The organism is Lichenihabitans sp. PAMC28606, assembly GCF_020616535.1.
GTDB lineage: Bacteria > Pseudomonadota > Alphaproteobacteria > Rhizobiales > Beijerinckiaceae > Lichenihabitans > Lichenihabitans psoromatis.
The window spans coordinates 945,262-960,362 of sequence record NZ_CP085136.1 but is presented as its reverse complement, the minus strand read 5'-3'; the positions used below and the strand labels follow the sequence as shown (position 1 = coordinate 960,362).

General features: G+C 60.8%; 20 protein-coding genes. 7 read left to right on the top strand and 13 right to left on the bottom strand.

The genetic code is table 11. The features are described from left to right. Positions 1-44: 44 nt before the first annotated feature. The 3 genes from LGH83_RS04505 to LGH83_RS04495 form a co-directional block, all read right to left on the bottom strand. Positions 45-815 carry a hypothetical protein gene (locus tag LGH83_RS04505; RefSeq protein WP_227400787.1) on the bottom strand — a complete coding sequence of 257 codons (771 nt, stop codon included), beginning with the start codon at positions 813-815 and terminating at the stop codon, positions 45-47. A gap of 229 nt (positions 816-1,044) precedes the next feature. Then, positions 1,045-1,620, bottom strand: a complete 576-nt coding sequence (locus tag LGH83_RS04500) for a hypothetical protein (protein WP_227400786.1) — start codon at positions 1,618-1,620, stop codon at positions 1,045-1,047. Between the two features lie 40 nt (positions 1,621-1,660). After that, complete coding sequence (locus LGH83_RS04495) at positions 1,661-2,347, bottom strand: hypothetical protein (RefSeq protein WP_227400785.1); 687 nt, start codon at positions 2,345-2,347, stop codon at positions 1,661-1,663. Positions 2,348-2,573: 226 nt separating this feature from the next. Here LGH83_RS04495 and LGH83_RS04490 point away from each other — a divergent pair, with 226 nt between their 5' ends. Continuing rightward, positions 2,574-4,562, top strand: coding sequence for a putative bifunctional diguanylate cyclase/phosphodiesterase (locus LGH83_RS04490; RefSeq protein ID WP_227400784.1), 1,989 nt, complete (start codon positions 2,574-2,576; stop codon positions 4,560-4,562). On the opposite strand, the gene LGH83_RS04485 is transcribed toward LGH83_RS04490, so the two are convergent. From LGH83_RS04485 to LGH83_RS04450, 8 genes are all read right to left on the bottom strand, one after another. Beyond that, positions 4,540-4,953 (bottom strand): hypothetical protein, encoded by a 414-nt coding sequence (locus LGH83_RS04485; RefSeq protein ID WP_227400783.1) that lies wholly within the window; start codon positions 4,951-4,953, stop codon positions 4,540-4,542. The genes LGH83_RS04490 and LGH83_RS04485 overlap by 23 nt on opposite strands. After that, positions 4,950-5,399: a hypothetical protein gene (locus LGH83_RS04480; protein WP_227400782.1), complete on the bottom strand. Its 450-nt coding sequence runs from the start codon at positions 5,397-5,399 to the stop codon at positions 4,950-4,952. Before LGH83_RS04480 ends, LGH83_RS04485 begins: the two co-directional genes overlap by 4 nt. Next, positions 5,396-6,331, bottom strand: a complete 936-nt coding sequence (locus tag LGH83_RS04475; RefSeq protein WP_227400781.1) for a toprim domain-containing protein — start codon at positions 6,329-6,331, stop codon at positions 5,396-5,398. The genes LGH83_RS04480 and LGH83_RS04475 overlap by 4 nt, the downstream gene beginning before the upstream one ends. After that, complete coding sequence (locus tag LGH83_RS04470; protein WP_227400780.1) at positions 6,328-7,785, bottom strand: DEAD/DEAH box helicase; 1,458 nt, start codon at positions 7,783-7,785, stop codon at positions 6,328-6,330. The genes LGH83_RS04475 and LGH83_RS04470 overlap by 4 nt, the downstream gene beginning before the upstream one ends. Further along, on the bottom strand, positions 7,785-8,393 hold the full coding sequence (locus LGH83_RS04465) for a YdaU family protein (RefSeq protein WP_227400779.1): 609 nt from the start codon (positions 8,391-8,393) through the stop codon (positions 7,785-7,787). Before LGH83_RS04465 ends, LGH83_RS04470 begins: the two co-directional genes overlap by 1 nt. 11 nt (positions 8,394-8,404) lie before the next feature. After that, a complete protein-coding gene (locus LGH83_RS04460) occupies positions 8,405-8,722 on the bottom strand; it encodes a hypothetical protein (RefSeq protein WP_227400778.1) in 318 nt (105 codons plus the stop codon). Then, positions 8,719-9,681 carry a DUF6551 family protein gene (locus LGH83_RS04455; RefSeq protein ID WP_227400777.1) on the bottom strand — a complete coding sequence of 321 codons (963 nt, stop codon included), beginning with the start codon at positions 9,679-9,681 and terminating at the stop codon, positions 8,719-8,721. Before LGH83_RS04455 ends, LGH83_RS04460 begins: the two co-directional genes overlap by 4 nt. 148 nt (positions 9,682-9,829) lie before the next feature. Further along, positions 9,830-10,204, bottom strand: coding sequence for a hypothetical protein (locus LGH83_RS04450; protein ID WP_227400776.1), 375 nt, complete (start codon positions 10,202-10,204; stop codon positions 9,830-9,832). Between the two features lie 653 nt (positions 10,205-10,857). On the opposite strand from LGH83_RS04450, the gene LGH83_RS04445 reads away from it, so the two are divergent. The 3 genes from LGH83_RS04445 (at position 10,858) to LGH83_RS04435 (ending at position 12,760) form a co-directional block, all read left to right on the top strand. After that, positions 10,858-11,556 carry a helix-turn-helix domain-containing protein gene (locus LGH83_RS04445; protein ID WP_227400775.1) on the top strand — a complete coding sequence of 233 codons (699 nt, stop codon included), beginning with the start codon at positions 10,858-10,860 and terminating at the stop codon, positions 11,554-11,556. 83 nt (positions 11,557-11,639) lie between these two features. After that, positions 11,640-12,464, top strand: a complete 825-nt coding sequence (locus LGH83_RS04440) for an ORF6N domain-containing protein (protein WP_227400774.1) — start codon at positions 11,640-11,642, stop codon at positions 12,462-12,464. Then, positions 12,461-12,760 (top strand): hypothetical protein, encoded by a 300-nt coding sequence (locus LGH83_RS04435; protein WP_227400773.1) that lies wholly within the window; start codon positions 12,461-12,463, stop codon positions 12,758-12,760. The genes LGH83_RS04440 and LGH83_RS04435 overlap by 4 nt, the downstream gene beginning before the upstream one ends. Here LGH83_RS04435 and LGH83_RS19925 read toward each other — a convergent pair whose 3' ends face one another. Next, positions 12,761-12,892 carry a hypothetical protein gene (locus LGH83_RS19925; protein ID WP_264479136.1) on the bottom strand — a complete coding sequence of 44 codons (132 nt, stop codon included), beginning with the start codon at positions 12,890-12,892 and terminating at the stop codon, positions 12,761-12,763. A 2-nt stretch (positions 12,893-12,894) separates the two neighbouring features. Beyond that, the gene (locus LGH83_RS04430) at positions 12,895-13,134 is read right to left on the bottom strand and encodes a hypothetical protein (protein ID WP_227400772.1); all 240 of its coding nucleotides are present in this window, start codon (positions 13,132-13,134) and stop codon (positions 12,895-12,897) included. 110 nt (positions 13,135-13,244) lie between these two features. Here LGH83_RS04430 and LGH83_RS04425 point away from each other — a divergent pair, with 110 nt between their 5' ends. From LGH83_RS04425 to LGH83_RS04415, 3 genes are all read left to right on the top strand, one after another. Further along, a complete protein-coding gene (locus tag LGH83_RS04425; protein ID WP_227400771.1) occupies positions 13,245-13,433 on the top strand; it encodes a hypothetical protein in 189 nt (62 codons plus the stop codon). Next, positions 13,426-13,767, top strand: a complete 342-nt coding sequence (locus tag LGH83_RS04420) for a hypothetical protein (protein ID WP_227400770.1) — start codon at positions 13,426-13,428, stop codon at positions 13,765-13,767. The genes LGH83_RS04425 and LGH83_RS04420 overlap by 8 nt, the downstream gene beginning before the upstream one ends. A 245-nt stretch (positions 13,768-14,012) precedes the next feature. After that, entirely contained in the window at positions 14,013-14,975 is a 963-nt protein-coding gene (locus LGH83_RS04415) for a hypothetical protein (protein WP_227400769.1), read from the top strand. The last annotated feature ends 126 nt before the right edge of the window (positions 14,976-15,101 follow it).

Genomic DNA, 15,101 nt, shown 5'->3' with positions numbered 1-15,101 from the left:
CGTCCTCCATGCTCCACAGTCGATCCGACACGTTCGCGGAACCGTCAAGCCACTCCAGAGCACTTTTCACATAGCCGATTGCCGATCCCACTGCTCTGGAACGGCGTCGAACACCGAAGGCAGCTTCGCTCCTTTGCCTTGAGCGAGGTGGTGAAGACCGCATCAGCCTCATCAATCGCGTCGAGCAAAAACTGAACCTGCTCAACGGCAGCCTCCCACTTCGTCAAGACCGGCTCGGACGATTCACGCCACGCCAGCAAGGCCTGAACAGCCGCATCGGTCTGGACGTCGATCTCGGCGGGTTTGCCTGCCTCTTCTAACTCACCGACCTGATTGGCGACTTGCCGGAATGCCGTCGCGAAGTCGACCCAGACGTCGACATAGGGCGCGTATTTCGCTCGCCAGGCGAGCATGTCGTCGTAGGCCGCCACTGTCATCTTGGCCGCGAATGCCGACTCGCCATGCAGGACGTTGTAGCCCTTGGGGGCAGGGCGTGACGCCGTCGGCTTGGTCACCAGCTTATAGGCCGACGTGACGCGCGGCCGGCCGTCTTCGACAACCCGGACCCGGATGGATCGCATCATCGAACCAGCTTGCCCGACGCGGTACTTGTCAGCCGCTGTTTCGTCGTCCCACTCGAAGTACCGGTTCAGCGGCGAGTTGGGCGATCGTGCGACCTCGACAATCGTGCGCTCGTCGATCGGGCCCGCTTCGGCCAGAGCCTCGAGCTGCGGACCGATCACTTCGGCGTCGCGCTTCGTGAAAGCTGAGCCGGCAGCCGCGAAATAGTCCTTCAACGAGACCGGCATGGTCATGGGATAGCTCTTTGCTGTTGAACGCCTTGCCTTGCCCAGCAACGCTTAGCGGGGCTTCGCTTTTGAGCCGGACCTGATCGGTCTTTGCTGTGCTGTGCAGAGCAACGGTTCGCCTCGATCCGCATTGCTTGGCAACGCCATGCAGGGCAACAGAGGTGTCATCCAAAGTCACTTTGCTCGTCACACCCCGCGCGCCAGGACGGCCATTAAACGCGCCGGGAATTCGTTGTCAGACAGAAGCCAAGGTGAACTGTCCGAAGGTGCCGTTGCACTCGGGGCGCCATGAGCCGAGGCCGACCGAGAAACCAGCGATCTGGAACAGGTTGATCACCTGCGCCTCGCCGATGAGGCTGGCGTTGAACATGACCGGCACGATCATCTCCCATGGGAAATATTGCGGCCGGTAGGTCACCGAGAACTTCATGCCCTGAAGGCGGACCGGATCCGAGCGCATCGTTGGGGCCGGTCCCTGAATCTCGACATGCGTCGTCGGGATGTTGATCACGCCCCGAAGGTGGGTCATCTTCTCGTCGGCGAACCGTCCGCCGGCCGCGACCAGAGCCTTCTTGATCCCGTTGCTCGGGAATCCATGAACGCCCTCCGCGATCATGTGCATCGCATCTTTAAAATCGGCATCGGGATCGCGAGCCTCGCGTGCCGTCTTCGGAGCGTGCTGCTGCTTGTTCTCGATACTCTCCATCGCACGTTCACTGAATCGGTTGGTCAGCAGCGGCGTCTTGCCGACAATGTGAACGAGCGTGCTCTCGAGATTGATCTGTGGGATTTCGATGATCTTCTCAGCCATCAGGCGTCCTCGTCGGGTGAATGGGCGGGCGGGTGAGCGGTCAGATGAGCTTCCAGTGCACGGCCAGCATGAAGAGGCCCTCGCGCAGCCGGTCGTTGGCCGCGGCGATCGCAGTGGCGTTTCTGCTGCCCGGAAAGTAGCGGCTGCCGGCGTCCTCGATCGACATCTCGTGGCAGATCACGTCCACGACGAGGCGGCCGCAGCCGCGAAGCGGGTAGGGCTCGTACCAGCCCATCCGCTTGCAGGCGGTGAGGTATTTTTGGCGATGATGGAGCGCGAACTCGTTCAGCGGCATGTGGCTGGCCGCTGAGCTGCCGCCACCTCCGGTGCCGGTGAGATCCTGCGACTTGATGCTCTCGGTCAGGCCAGCGTTGTGGAAGCTCAGCTGGAGCGTCTGGGACGCGGTGTACATCGCTTCGTTGATGCGCGGGTGCGGGTCGAGCTTGCCGCTGTTGCGAAGCCGTTCGATCGGGGCAGGGGCGCGGTAATAGCCCGCCGAGGTCTTCTTCGGCCGGTCTGACTTCACCAAGCGTTCGGGCGTCGGGAGGATCGGCCGCTCGCCGCGGGTGTTCAGGGGCGTGCGGCCCTTGGACGAGGTTTTCTGGCGGGCCTCCATGAACTGTCGGAAGGCGGCCCGTGACGTCTTGTCGGTGGGCACACCTGTGACGGGCGCTGGCGAAGACGTCCGGCCGGCAGAGGCCTCGGGCATCTCGGAGCGAACCACCATGCGACCCTCCAAAAACAAAAAAAACCGCCTCAGCGGATGCTGGGCGGTGATGCGCGCGTATTGACGTCAAAAATCGATAATCAGACGGTAACCTAGTTGAGCACTTACGTCAATCGGGACACAATCAGGCCTAACGAGCGTTGTTACATGAGGATATTGGAGAGTCGATCGGCGTTCTGCGTTGACGCAAGTCAATCTAATGCAAACTTAAAGATGCCAGTCCGCTATGGATCCAAACTTACAAATCAGAGTTGCCGAAACCTTGATCAAGCTGAGGCAGCTTATCCTTGTTTTGATTTCTTTATCAGCTCTCTCCGTCCTTGTCGCTCTTGGCTGGCGGAGCGAGAGCACGCAATCCGATTTCGATACCTCGTCGCAGCGATCAGTTCGCGCGGCAGAACTGATTGGCGACATCGCATACCTGGGCGAGTCGCTTTCCATGTCAGCGCAAATGACTGCTTCATCCGGAGAACGCCGATGGGCGGCGCGTTACGAAGAAGTAGCCCCAAAGCTGGACGTAGCACTGAGTGAAGCTGTCGATCTTGCAGCACCGGACGTCAGATTGGTTCTTGCTTCCACGACGAGCGAAGCTCACCGCAATCTCGTAAGTGTAGAGCGGAGAGCTCTGACTTTGTCGGCTCAGGGCGACTTAGCAGCAGCACAAACGCTCCTGAATGGTCCAGAGTACCATTACCTGCAGGATGTGTACGCCTCGGGTATGGAGGTGTTCGGGCAGGAGCTAAAAGAATACGCGTATGACCGAAGGGCTGCTCTTAAAAAGCGCCTGTCGTTGGAAAATGCAGGGTTTCTGCTGAGCGCAGTCTTGCTCGTGGCCAGCATGCTTCTGGCTTCGGGGCGATTGAGATTGCAAAAGGCTCTGACGCTGGCCGCCTCGATTGCACGCACCGATCCCCTGACCGAACTTCCCAATCGACGGAAATTTTACGAAGATGTCGCTTTGGCGTTGCCGGAAGGCAATCGGAAGGGGTTCACTCACGCACTCCTGTTCGTAGACCTGGATCGATTCAAGGCGGCCAATGACGCCCACGGACATAAAACCGGCGACAAGCTTTTGCAGCAAGTAGCGGTTCGCCTTAGGGACATCTTGCGGCCAGGAGACATGATCGCAAGATTGGGCGGCGACGAGTTTGCCTTGTTGGTTCAAGTCGCTTCAGATGAGCGGCTTGTGACGGAAGCTGCCACTTCCATCGCGCAGCGCATAACCGTCACCTTGGCTGAGCCATTCAAGCTCAGCGATGGTCTCGTCATTACAATTGGTGCCAGTGTCGGCATTGCGATCGCTCAAGCCGGCGATGTGGATTATGAAAGCCTGATTCATCGAGCGGATCTTGCGCTGTATCAGGCAAAGGCTGAGGGCCGGGGATGCGTTCGCGTGTTTGAGGCTGGAATGGACGACAAGGTGCGTACCCGAGCGCAGCTTGCGTTGGAGCTGACCCAAGCAGTCGCTGCCGACGAAATCGTTCCCCATTATCAACCATTGATCAACCTGCAGACTGGTCGAGTCATTGGCGTCGAAATGCTGGCCCGCTGGCCGCATCCACGTCGTGGAATGGTCTCGCCGGCCGAGTTCATCCCAATGGTCGAAGAACTCGGCCTGATTGTGAAGATGACCGAATCTTTGATGTGTCGCGCCTGCAAGGAAGCTGCGACTTGGCGCGGCCAACTCACACTGGCTTGCAACATCTCACCAGCGCATCTGCGCGACCTGAACCTCCCGACTTTTGTTCGGAAAGCGTTGGAAAACACAGGCTTTCCCGCAGACCGTCTTGAGATTGAGGTCACGGAAAGCGCGTTTGTTGGCGACATCGCACTCGCACGCCTGATCCTCGACCAGATCAAAGCCCTAGGGGTGAAACTCGCGCTGGACGATTTCGGCACGGGATATTCGAGCCTGAAACACTTGCAATCGCTTCCATTCGACAAGCTCAAAATCGATGCCAGTTTCGTCGGAGCTATGGTGATCGACAAGGAGAGTGCGAAGATTGTCGCAGCCGTAGTCGGGTTGGGTCAGAGCCTGGGACTGTCGACCGTTGCCGAGGGGGTCGAGACTGAGGAGACTGCGGCAATGCTGAGAAACCTCGGATGCGACATAGGGCAGGGGTGGCTCTTCGGTCGGCCAGGACCGGCAGCGGAGATCGAGAGGATCATGTTGGAGACAACATCGCAGTCTCTCAGCCAATACGCGTCGATATGACATCCAGCGCATCCCTGATCCGCCGCGCCACATAGGCCTTGCCATATTCGCTGGCGTCTTGAACCTCCGTGTCGAGGTTACGACCCTGGCCGAGCACGCTGACCAACAATCCAAAATCAGTCTCGCCGAGCACCGGCTTCAGCGCCGCCAGCTCGGATCGTGCCGACACTTCTGACGGGATCTGATTGTGGCCGCTGCGCTGGACACGGTCAAAGGCCGTCGACGAGTGACAGCCACCGGCAGCCCGCTCGAACAGGCTCTGGAATCGGCGGCCTGCGACGAGACGATCGTCATCGATCACGCCGCGCGAATGCCAATGCTTCAGCAGATCGCGCGCCGCAGAACGCCTATTTGTCGAAGGGGCCTCTCGGCTGGCTGACGTGGATTTCATCGGGCCTCAGGTTCATTGGTCGGGAGCAGGGGAAGCAACATTTGGGCGGGTGAGACGAAGCGGCCGCGGCGCACCTCGACGCGCACAGGAGGGCGTGTGGTCGCCGCGGATCGCTGCCCAGCGCCAGGCCGCTTGCCGAACACCGCGTCTGTGATCGCCCGTGCATCGGCGCGGGGCTGGCATAGGAACGGCTGTCGCGGCGCGCGGGCGGCGTACGAGGGCGCCACCTCCAGCCCGGTCTCTGCAACCTTCACCAGCCGGCCAGCCAGCCGCCGCATCAGCGTGACGAGCTCGGCAGGGTCGCGGAAGCAATCGCCGGGCAGGTGGGTCATGGTGCTGGCCACATCGTGAAGCTCAGCGGCGGCGTCACGCTTCGGCCGAAAGCCGGGTCGATCGGCGGCAAGGCTGCGGCGCTCGACCACGAGTGGGCGAGAAGCGGAGCTCAAGCACGTAATCTCAGCACGTCGTTCCAATCTGTTTTGTGCTGCCCTGAGATGAGGTCTGGGATCATCACGCGGGCCTCGATGCCGCGCTCCGAGATGCGTCGAGCCAGAGCGTAAGCCGAGGCCTGGCCCACAAACTTCGGGTCATTGTCTCCAAACACGATGACCTCGGTGACACCTTCCGGCGGTCGCCATTTCGCGAGCATCACTTCGTTCAGCGCGGCCCAGGTTGGCAGGTTGAAAAGCTTGGACGCCGCGAAGGCATTTTCGATCCCTTCAGCGATGCCAAGTACGGCGCCCGGCGCGCAAAGCCGGACCGCAGAACCGTCCGGAATGTGGCCCGGCATATTCCGCCGCACGCAAGCCACGTCCGCCTTTCGCCCATCGTTCGTAAGGTAGGTGCGATGCAGCGTTGCAGGTCGACCGTCAGGCCCGACCACCTTCGCGATCATGGCCGGATGAAAGCTGACGACACTGTCTTGGTAGCGGCACCGGACCGCCGTTCGCAGAGTCGGCGGGATCGCAATAACGCCAAGACGAGCCCGCAGATACTGGTCGACCGCATCGCCGGCTTGAACCTGTCCCGCGTTCCGCCAAAGTGAATTCATGGCGTCGCGCTTGGACTGCTCGGACTGTTCCGCCTTCGCTGGTGTCGACGCTGTTTCGCCTGCCAGGCTCTCGATCTGCTTGGCAACATCAAGGAACGACAGCCCGGTTTTAGCCAGCACGAGCTGCACACCATCCCCTGCACCGCACGAGCTCGAATTGCAGATCCACGTGCCGCGTCCATCCTTGTCATCGAAGCGAAACTTGGTCCTGCCACCGCACATCGGGCACGGGCCCTGCTTGCCTGTTAGCAGGGCAGGATCGATGCCGAAGTGCGGAAGAATGCCGCGCCACTTGCCTTGAGCGATCTCTCGAACGGGGCGCATCATGCAGCCCTCCGCTTCGCATACCGGATGTGTGTCGATCGAACCCAGTTGAGGACATCCTGCTGGGGTTGAACCTGGGTGTCGTCGAGCCCGTGTGGCCAACAACCGAACTTGTCCTTGAACTTCGCCGCCGCCCATCCGGGTTTGTAGTTCTTGCTTTTCACGATCCAGACGAGCGAGGAAAACCACCGCTGCTCGTCAGCGTGCGACAGGGCGTTCTTGAGCGAGTGTTTGGCACCGAGCTCGAACAGCTCGCCATCCTCAACGTCGACCTTGTTCTGCCGCTGCGGTTTGAACCCGCACGAAAGGCATTGCGGGAACTTGGACGGCTGCAGGTAATAGCATTTCGAGCATTCAACCGTCTTGGGACGCTCGGGCCGGGGCTGAGCCTGCCGCTGGGCGCCCATGTCTAACTTAGCGTGGTGGATGTCGGTCACGAACCCCAGGCGCTCGTGAGTGTCGCTGTGATCGAACACAAGGCAATCCAGTTTGCCCTCGGCAAGCCGCAAGCCCCGCCCGATGATCTGCACGAACAACATTTCGGACTTCGTCGGTCGGCACAGCACGATGCAACGCACGTCCCAGTCGATCCCGGTCGTTAACACGCCGACGTTGCAGACCACCTGTAACGCACCCTTGCGGAGTTGCTGCCCGACCAAGTCGCGCTCCTCGATCGGCGTGTTCATGTCGACGTACCCGGCTCGAACTCCGGACGCCTCGAACTGCTGCTGGAGGCTCTTGGCGTGAGCCCGATCGACAGCGAAACATAGCGTCGGCCGGTTCTCCCCGTGCCGCAGCCAGTTCTCGACCGCGTCCGCCACAAGCTGCGGCCGGTTCATCGCGTCGGCAAGCTGGCCCTCGTGATAGTCGCCCGCCACGGTTCCGACGCTGGTCAGATCCGGATGGCTCGGCGCGAACACCCGGAACGGCGCCAGGAACCCGTTGTCGATCAGTTCCGACGTCGTCGTCACGACCAGCAAATCGTCGTAGTGCTTGCCCAATCCCTTGGCCCATGGGGTCGCCGAAAGGCCGATGAACGGGACGTTCTGCCACCCGGATTTGGCCATCCAGCGGCCATAAAACTTGAACCACCGATGCGCTTCGTCGATCACGACGATGTCGGCCTCAGGCAGGACTGGGCGCCGCTCGAGGGTCTGAACGCTGGCGATTTGAATCGGCTGCTGCCAGTCCGTCATCGGGTGCTGAGCCTGGATCACGCCGATCTCGGTGATGCCCTGCTCGCGGAATGCGGCAACGGTTTGATTGATAAGCGAAATTGCCGGGACGCAAAAGATCACCCGCTTCGATTTGCGGAGCGCTCCCTCGACGATCATTGAGGCCAGCCCAGTCTTGCCCGAGCCGGTCGGGGAGGCCAGCATCGGCCGCTTGTGACCCGACGATATCGACTGCCGCAGGAGGTCCAAGCCGCGGGATTGATGGGGCCATGCCGCTCGCATCAGGCCACCTCGTCGAATGCAGCGTCGTCGTCCCAGCCAGCGTGAACTGAACCATTGGCCGCCGCCGATGCAGCTCTACCCCCTAAGCCTGAGCTACTATTCCCTACCTCTTGGAATCTTCCTTTACGGCTAGGGTACGGAGTATGTGGTTGTAGTTGGTAGCCGTTTGCTAGCGGTTCGCTATCGTTGCTGCTACCTGCATTGCCACCATCATCGCCACCTACAATGCTACTGGCGTCGCGGGTACCATTGCCACTAGCATTGCTACCCATCTGTTTGGCTTCTTGCCGCTCAAGGGCTAGCTTTTTTGCTTTCGCTTTTCCGCCCAACTTGCCGGCGGCGACGCGTTTCTCGTACTTGGTCTCGGATTCGTTGAGTTCGGCATCGATTCTCTTATGCCGCCACCCCGACTGAAAGAAGCGGGACAACTTGTTTCTGATCTTTCCCCATTCCTTCGTCGTCATGCGTGCAATGATCGCAAGATCATCATCGGTCGCTGGCAAGCTCTCGTGCTGCCAGTAGTGCATGATGAGGAGCAGGTAAGCCCCATGTTCCAGCGTGCTGAGGTGACCGGTATCGCCAAGGTAATCGGTGACATACAGCGGCATCCACGGCCCTCTCATGCGCGCTTCTTCCATTGGTTGCGGTGAGCGGCGGCGCGGAACACGGTCTCGATATCGTCCTGCAGCTCGGTGCATTGTTCGATGAAGCGCAGGAGCTGACGAACTACGACGATCAGCCGGACGTGCTTCGGATCGAACTCGCCGTAGACCGAGTGATAGGTTTCGGCCGCCTGGATCAGGGCGGCTTCATACGGTCCGACCCACGATCGCATTTCAGTCAAATCCGGCTTGCTGTCCTGTCGGCTCCTCTCGAGCATGCGGTCGAGCTCGGCAGCTCGCGTGACTGGCAAAACTGCGTTCAACGGCGCCGTCATGCGCCAGCCCTCCGTGCATCCAGCGCGCTGCGGCCCGGGCCGGGCTCGCCTAACGGGATCGGGCCGGTTGGTGGTGTGCGGTCGATCACACGGCGCATGGCCAGGGCGGACGATATCGGTAGGGCGATATCGGCCTTGGCGACTGCCGGCGCCCGTCCCTTGCGATGCTTGAAGATCACGGCCACCAAGGCTCGCCACATCGGCAGACCTTTGACGGCCGCCAGCTCCTTGGCTTCGGCCTGGGCACGCGGGCCAAGCGCGCGGAACGATGCCGCGAGCCGCTCGACATCGAAGTCGGCCGCGTATTCCGGCTCGTGGAGCAGCGCGTCGGCGGCCCGGATCGCGTTGGCGGTGATCGGAGCAAGATCGCTGTCGGCGAGTGCCGTCAAAACGAGGCTGGCTTTGTCGGGCCCGCGGCGTGCGATGATGCTCTTGATCGCGAGCAAGGCCACGGTCTGCCGCACCTTGAACGCACCCCCGGCGGGTGAGAACGGCAGGAGGGTCACACCCGCTGCAGCGCAGACCTGCTGGACCTGCACGGCCTCGCCATCGCCTGCCGCAACCTCAGCACGCCAGATCTGCCCTGCAGTTGCGGACAGCCGGTCTCGGGCATGGCTGACGAAAGCCTTGGCGCGCTCGACCAGATCCGGCTCGTCGACCACGATGACGGGAATGACGCGGATCCACGGATGGCTGGCGCACGCGATCGCGGTATGTTGACCGTCCACCACATGCAGCCTGCCATCGACGCGCACGCAGATGGGTGGCTTGAACTTCGACCAGCGAAAGCCCTCGACGATGCGTTTGATCAACGCAAGCGACTTTGCTCCGAGGTCGCGTTGATAGGCGTCGTCGACAAGCAGCTCGATGGGGTCGACGAGATCGAAGTCCGGCTGGGCGACGCCGTCCAGGTTGGCCGGTACGATGTCTTGGAAATCGATCGGGGCGATGCTCCTCATGGCGTCACCACCAGGATCAGCACCAACGCGATCGCGGCCTCGATGAAAGGCAGGGCGAGGTCAGGCATCCTGCTCCTCCCGCAGCCATGGTGCGATCGCTTCCGCCAACCACCGCGCCACGCGCATCACGCGCAGCGCCACCCACGTCCTAGCCCCGAACGCGAAGGGCGGTTTCGATGGCTTCGATCCGGGAGACCAAGGTCCTGTACTCATCAAAGGCGAGCTCCACCGTCTTGGGTTGGGTCCGGCCCGCGATAAGGTCGGCCTTAGATTTCATGATTTCGACAGTCCGGCCTTTGCGCTCGATCAGGGCGAGGTAGCGGGATTGGAAGTCGGCCACAGCGGCCGCGCTCCAATTGCCGGCGTTGTCCGAATACCAACCGGCTCTAAGCCGCCACATCGGTGGGCGGCCAAGGTTGACCCAGGCGCGCCGGAGCTGCGCCTTGATCGATTCGCCGGGCGCGACCGGTTCGGCCGCACGTCGGCAGATGGTCTGGATTTCGAACGCGATGGCTTCAGACATAGCCCTGTTGCCCTGTGAAGAAACGAGGCGAAGGTGGGACGACAGCTTGTCGGGCATTCACGACACTCCTGGTGCGATGGTGAGACATCGCAGCAAGACGGATCATGGAGGCGGACGCTCTAGGGTTAAGCGACGGCAGCGGGCGCGGTCTTGGCGGATGTGCGCCGGCATGCCGGAAAAGACAAAGGAACGCGCATGACGCGGGTACGATGGGACAACATTTGGCTGAGATGCGCAGACGTCGAATCATCAGTCGTGCGCATCTACGAGGTAAGTCGACTTGCTGTACGTGGCTCATGCAGAGACTCTAGTGTTTAACTTGCGTTCAGAGGCAAAAAGTGATTTCGCGCGAGCCCAGCTATGGACATTGACTGCGCCTTGACTGGCTCTCTCAATCAAAACGATGACTGAGATTGGCGGGGCAGCTTCCCCGCGCTCCCAGCGCTGCCATGTTCGAGACGGATTTTGTCCCTTCAATCCGGCCAACGTCGCGGCCGCCGCGAGCGAAAGCTTGTTGGAAAGGCGCCAGTCGCGAGGTGAACTGCTGCTATCGGTCATGTCACCTTATAGCTCATAACGCTATATAGCCGTCAAGCCCGCATAGCAAAAGTCGTTATGGACGACGGTTCAAGCATTAGCGTATGCAGCTATACATGGCCGAGAAACTCAATCGCATCGCGGAATGGCGCAAAAAGCGGGGTCTGTCGCAACAGGCCCTGGCCGAAAAGCTGGGCACTCACTGGGTGACGGTGTCGAAATTAGAGCGAGGAGCCCAGAGGCTAACCTACGAATGGATGCAAAGACTCGCCTCCGCGCTGGACGTCAGTGTTCAGGACACGATCATTGGCGACAGACCGATAGCTACGGTGCAGATTGGCGGTGTTGTTGAAGATTCTGGCCAAATATCGGATTACGAGGGCGATCAGCTTGATCGAAGGAATGTTTACTCAAGCATTTTTGATGAAGTTTACAACGATTGGTATGAGATACTAGGAGATGGGCTTTGGCCATATTTCCACAAGGGCGACTTGATAGGCTGCACTCGCACAAACAGGCCGTCAGAAGAGTTTATTGGAAGGTTTTGCTTATTCGACGAGGAGAATGGCAACTACTGGGTTGGAATACTGAACCATGGATCGAGGGAAGGTTACTACAATTTACACGTCGGTGCGGGGAAGCCACTGAAAGATCTTCGCGGTCGTGTGTTTTCATACGTTGCTCATGCCATCTTCGAGCTTCCAGAGCGGCCGATCATAAACAAGGCCTCCCAGGAGGACCTGAGACAGGCTTACGAGGAACACGAGAAGGAGTGGCGGAGTAAAATTCCTGCCCCGCCCAAAAACGATAAATAGCGAAAGTAGCTATATCGGGGTTGACAGATGCATAGCGTATCAAGCTATATTGCCCCATCGCCACCCGCGATGGGAGCCGTCCCGTGCAGTCCGAACCCGCAACACCAATCGATCTTCCCGCCGTCGCCCATCAAGGCCGGCCCGTCCTAACGACCGAGTTGCTGGCTCGCGTCTATTCGGTCGAGCCGAAGGTCATTCACGACGGATTCGCCCGCAACGAGGAGCAGTTCCTTGACGGCGTCCACTACTTCAAGCTGACCGGCGCCGAGTTGCGAGCGTTTAAGGACTACCCCGCTAATAACGGGTTAGTTGGCCAGCGAGCCTCGCACATCATGCTCTGGACCGAGCGGGGATCCGCCCGACACGCGAAGATGATCAGCAGCCCGGAAGCGTGGCGCGTCTTCGACAAGCTGGAGGCCTCGTACTTCGCTGCAACCGAGCCAGCCGCCTCATCGAGGACTTCAACACCTGCGACGGCGGTCGCAGACTATGAGGCCTTCGCCAAGTTCGGCAGCTTGATTGGCCTGGACCAGAACCAGACAATCCTCCGGGCCAACCGTGCCACCGTTCGGTCGTGCGGCATCGACCTTCTTGCCGCTTTGGATCATCCGCCGCTCGAAGCGCCCCATCAGGAAAGCCTGATGACCGCGACGGAACTCGGCGCCCGTCTGGGTGGCGTCAAGGCGCGGCAGGTCAACACGGTCCTGACCGAGTGCGGCTTTCAGACCTGCACGCGGACCGCCAAGGGCGATCTGGAATATCAGGCGACCGATCTCGGCCGGCCTTACAGCCGCATGGTCGACCAGGACAAGGCCGGTCACGGTGGGGCGCCGGTCCTGCAGCTCCGATGGCTGACCAGCGTGATCGAGCCGCTCCGGGCGGCCATGGCTCAGGGGATCGCCGCATGAGCGATGTTCCCGTCTATAAAATGAAGTGGAAGTGGCTGCCGGACGTTCGCGAGGTGCGCGGCATGCAGGTCGCAATCGTCATCTCGGACGAGCCGCCCAGCCCCGAGTATCTTGTCTGCATCAACGGCACTGTAGACGGCGTCACCGAAGTGGCCCGCTGCGATCGGTTTAAGCCTGGCGCTCTGGCCCACATGACGATGGTGGCCGAGATGGTCGCCGACCTGCTCGAACTGGCGGAGTGCTCCTGGTTCGAGGTTGGCGACAGCGAAACGAACGTGCCAGAGCGACCTGGCTGATTATTCGCCAGCCGGCGGATGCATCAGAGGATGCTTGTGATCGTAGTCGCGGGATTGTAGCCACATGTAGCCGAAGGCCACGGCGCCCGTGAACAGGGCCATTGCAGGCAAAGCCAGAACAGACCAGTTCATCGTCAATTCTCGCTCTTGAGAAAGAGCCGCAAGGCCACCTGAGCACCAATATGGAGTGCAAGGGCCGTGAATACCAGTGCAACGTCTTCTAGCACAGGAACGATCCGTCCCGCGACCAGCGGCGACAGCAGTCCAGCAATGATCGCGCCAACCGCCAAATTGTTCATGAACGTCGCGAGGATCTTGACGCCTTCATTGAACCGTTTGGCGTCTCGTCGCCTCGAAATATCGTCCGGCGTCACAACGCAGCTCGTGTCGAGCACCGGCTCGTAAGCAGAGTTTCCCTCCGGCTTGATCCGGACGGCCCTTCACACCCCGATTCCACCATCAACGTCAACGGAGCACCGTTTCGATGAACGCTACAGCTTTGCCTCCTCGACGGCCGCCGCCGTCCGACGCCTACGAATTCGTGGTCGAGTTCACCCGCCTTCTCATCATCATGCTGGTGTTCGCGATCAGCGGTTTCGCCCTTGCGATGCTGACGGGGCCGGATGCTCCCACGCAGCAGCGCACCGCTTTGGGAGTGATGGCCCGTGGCTGAAGCACCCGATCCTACGACTGTGATGGCGATAGCGGTCCGGGCTGGCGCGACCGCTTATCTGGCCGCTCTGAAGGAGCACGGGGACACCGGCACGGCGGGCTTTGTCTCCATCCATCTTCCGGTGGACGAGACACATAAGCCGATGATCCGAGCACTGGCGGACTTCGGCGGCGGCTCGTTCGACGGTTGGACGTGCGATTTCAAGCTGCGCAGTGACTTCGAAACGCAGCAGCCTGTCCAATCCATGAAGGTCCAACAGGCCGGCTGCGAAGCATGCGCAGCGGTGCTGCGCCAGCACGGCTTTATTCCGATGATCCGCAGCCAGCTCGACTGACCGCCATGGTTGCCCTCGCAGAAGCTATCCACATCCTCAAACCCAAAGGTGCGCCCATGGCCGCCGTCAACACCTCTGATGCCTCCTTCACACCTCTCACCGGCAGTTCGGCACCGACCGGCCAAGCGCCGAGCTTTCAACCGGTCGCCAGCGCCCTCGAGGACCTGAACCATGATCCGACATTGGCTCACCCCGACGCCGAATTGATCGCTTGCGGTGTCGAGTTCGAGAACGATCTTCGGGCCATGATCGAGGCCCGCGATGCATTTTACGCCCTGGAGGCTGAGTACGAAAATCGCCTCCCGCCCATGCACGAAGGGGTGCGCTCCCTTCATGAAAAGCCGTTCTCTGAGAGCATCGAGGCGCGCACCGTCTTGGCTGGTCATGGCGTGCGCTACTATGGGCGGAAAGCTGTCGAAGTTCTGCGGGCGTATCCAAGGAAAAAGGACACCGTCGCATCATTGCCGAGCGGCGATCGCATCGCCTCAAAGGTAATCGACGAGGCCGAGCAAGCCAGGGCCGAAGGGGTCATCGCCGCTTTTGATGCGTGGCAAGCCGAGTGTGACACAGTCGCGGCCGAGATCGGATACACGGACGCGAGCCGCCTGTTCGATAGCGCGACCGCCGAGCTCGCTTACATCGCGGGCGAGATCGCGGGCGCCAACCCGAAGACGCTTCAAGGTCTCGCGGTGCAGGCTGAAGTCAGTCTCAGTTATCCAGGTCCTGAACTGAGGGGCCTTGTCCATGACGTTTGCGATCGACTGAAGGCCTTCGCGGCTGTCGAGAAGACTGATTGCGCCGTGGTTCTGGAGACGAAGGCCGATGCGGAGATCGCCAACCTGTTTCTCAGGTGGACGAACGCTGTGCTTGCCTCCGTCAGGGCATGCCCGCCTGAGGGATACGATCCGAACTCACCCGAGCATAAGCGCACCCGCCAGCAGGCAAGGGACATCCGAATGGAGCTCTTGCAAAAAAGAGCCAAGAGCCTGCGCGGCTTGCTGTTCAAGGCGATGGTGGTCAACGGCGAACAGCATCTCACGCCGTTGTTTCTCGAAGACATGGGGCGCGGCGTCTGCACCGCGGACACGGTCGCTCGATCAATCACCTTGGACCTGATCGAAATGGTCAACCTGCTGCCTCACGAATGGGGGTCAGACGCTGACGCTGTCCTTTCGCTGCGGCCGACCGCAACGCAACAGGTGGCGTGATGAGCACGACCTTGGAACAAGCCATTCGAGACGGAGCTTGTCGTTGCCTTGCTCGACGCGCCGCAAACCTTCGAGCGCGAGCGGCCGGCGAGACGACCCAGATCTCCGATCAGTGGGGTAGGGCGG

What these genes read in the sequence shown, in the direction of transcription:
- LGH83_RS04460 (WP_227400778.1), bottom strand. Translation starts at nt 8,722, where the DNA reads ATGACGGCGCCGTTGAACGCAGTTTTGCCAGTCACGCGAGCTGCCGAG.
- LGH83_RS04475 (WP_227400781.1), bottom strand. Translation starts at nt 6,331, where the DNA reads ATGATGCGCCCCGTTCGAGAGATCGCTCAAGGCAAGTGGCGCGGCATT.
- LGH83_RS04505 (WP_227400787.1), bottom strand. Translation starts at nt 815, where the DNA reads ATGACCATGCCGGTCTCGTTGAAGGACTATTTCGCGGCTGCCGGCTCA.
- LGH83_RS04455 (WP_227400777.1), bottom strand. Translation starts at nt 9,681, where the DNA reads ATGAGGAGCATCGCCCCGATCGATTTCCAAGACATCGTACCGGCCAAC.
- LGH83_RS04490 (WP_227400784.1), top strand. Translation starts at nt 2,574, where the DNA reads ATGGATCCAAACTTACAAATCAGAGTTGCCGAAACCTTGATCAAGCTG.
- LGH83_RS04445 (WP_227400775.1), top strand. Translation starts at nt 10,858, where the DNA reads ATGGCCGAGAAACTCAATCGCATCGCGGAATGGCGCAAAAAGCGGGGT.
- LGH83_RS04450 (WP_227400776.1), bottom strand. Translation starts at nt 10,204, where the DNA reads ATGTCTGAAGCCATCGCGTTCGAAATCCAGACCATCTGCCGACGTGCG.
- LGH83_RS04415 (WP_227400769.1), top strand. Translation starts at nt 14,013, where the DNA reads ATGATCGAGGCCCGCGATGCATTTTACGCCCTGGAGGCTGAGTACGAA.
- LGH83_RS04470 (WP_227400780.1), bottom strand. Translation starts at nt 7,785, where the DNA reads ATGCGAGCGGCATGGCCCCATCAATCCCGCGGCTTGGACCTCCTGCGG.
- LGH83_RS04485 (WP_227400783.1), bottom strand. Translation starts at nt 4,953, where the DNA reads ATGAAATCCACGTCAGCCAGCCGAGAGGCCCCTTCGACAAATAGGCGT.
- LGH83_RS04425 (WP_227400771.1), top strand. Translation starts at nt 13,245, where the DNA reads ATGAACGCTACAGCTTTGCCTCCTCGACGGCCGCCGCCGTCCGACGCC.
- LGH83_RS04495 (WP_227400785.1), bottom strand. Translation starts at nt 2,347, where the DNA reads ATGGTGGTTCGCTCCGAGATGCCCGAGGCCTCTGCCGGCCGGACGTCT.
- LGH83_RS19925 (WP_264479136.1), bottom strand. Translation starts at nt 12,892, where the DNA reads ATGAACTGGTCTGTTCTGGCTTTGCCTGCAATGGCCCTGTTCACGGGC.
- LGH83_RS04500 (WP_227400786.1), bottom strand. Translation starts at nt 1,620, where the DNA reads ATGGCTGAGAAGATCATCGAAATCCCACAGATCAATCTCGAGAGCACG.
- LGH83_RS04435 (WP_227400773.1), top strand. Translation starts at nt 12,461, where the DNA reads ATGAGCGATGTTCCCGTCTATAAAATGAAGTGGAAGTGGCTGCCGGAC.
- LGH83_RS04465 (WP_227400779.1), bottom strand. Translation starts at nt 8,393, where the DNA reads ATGCCGCTGTATGTCACCGATTACCTTGGCGATACCGGTCACCTCAGC.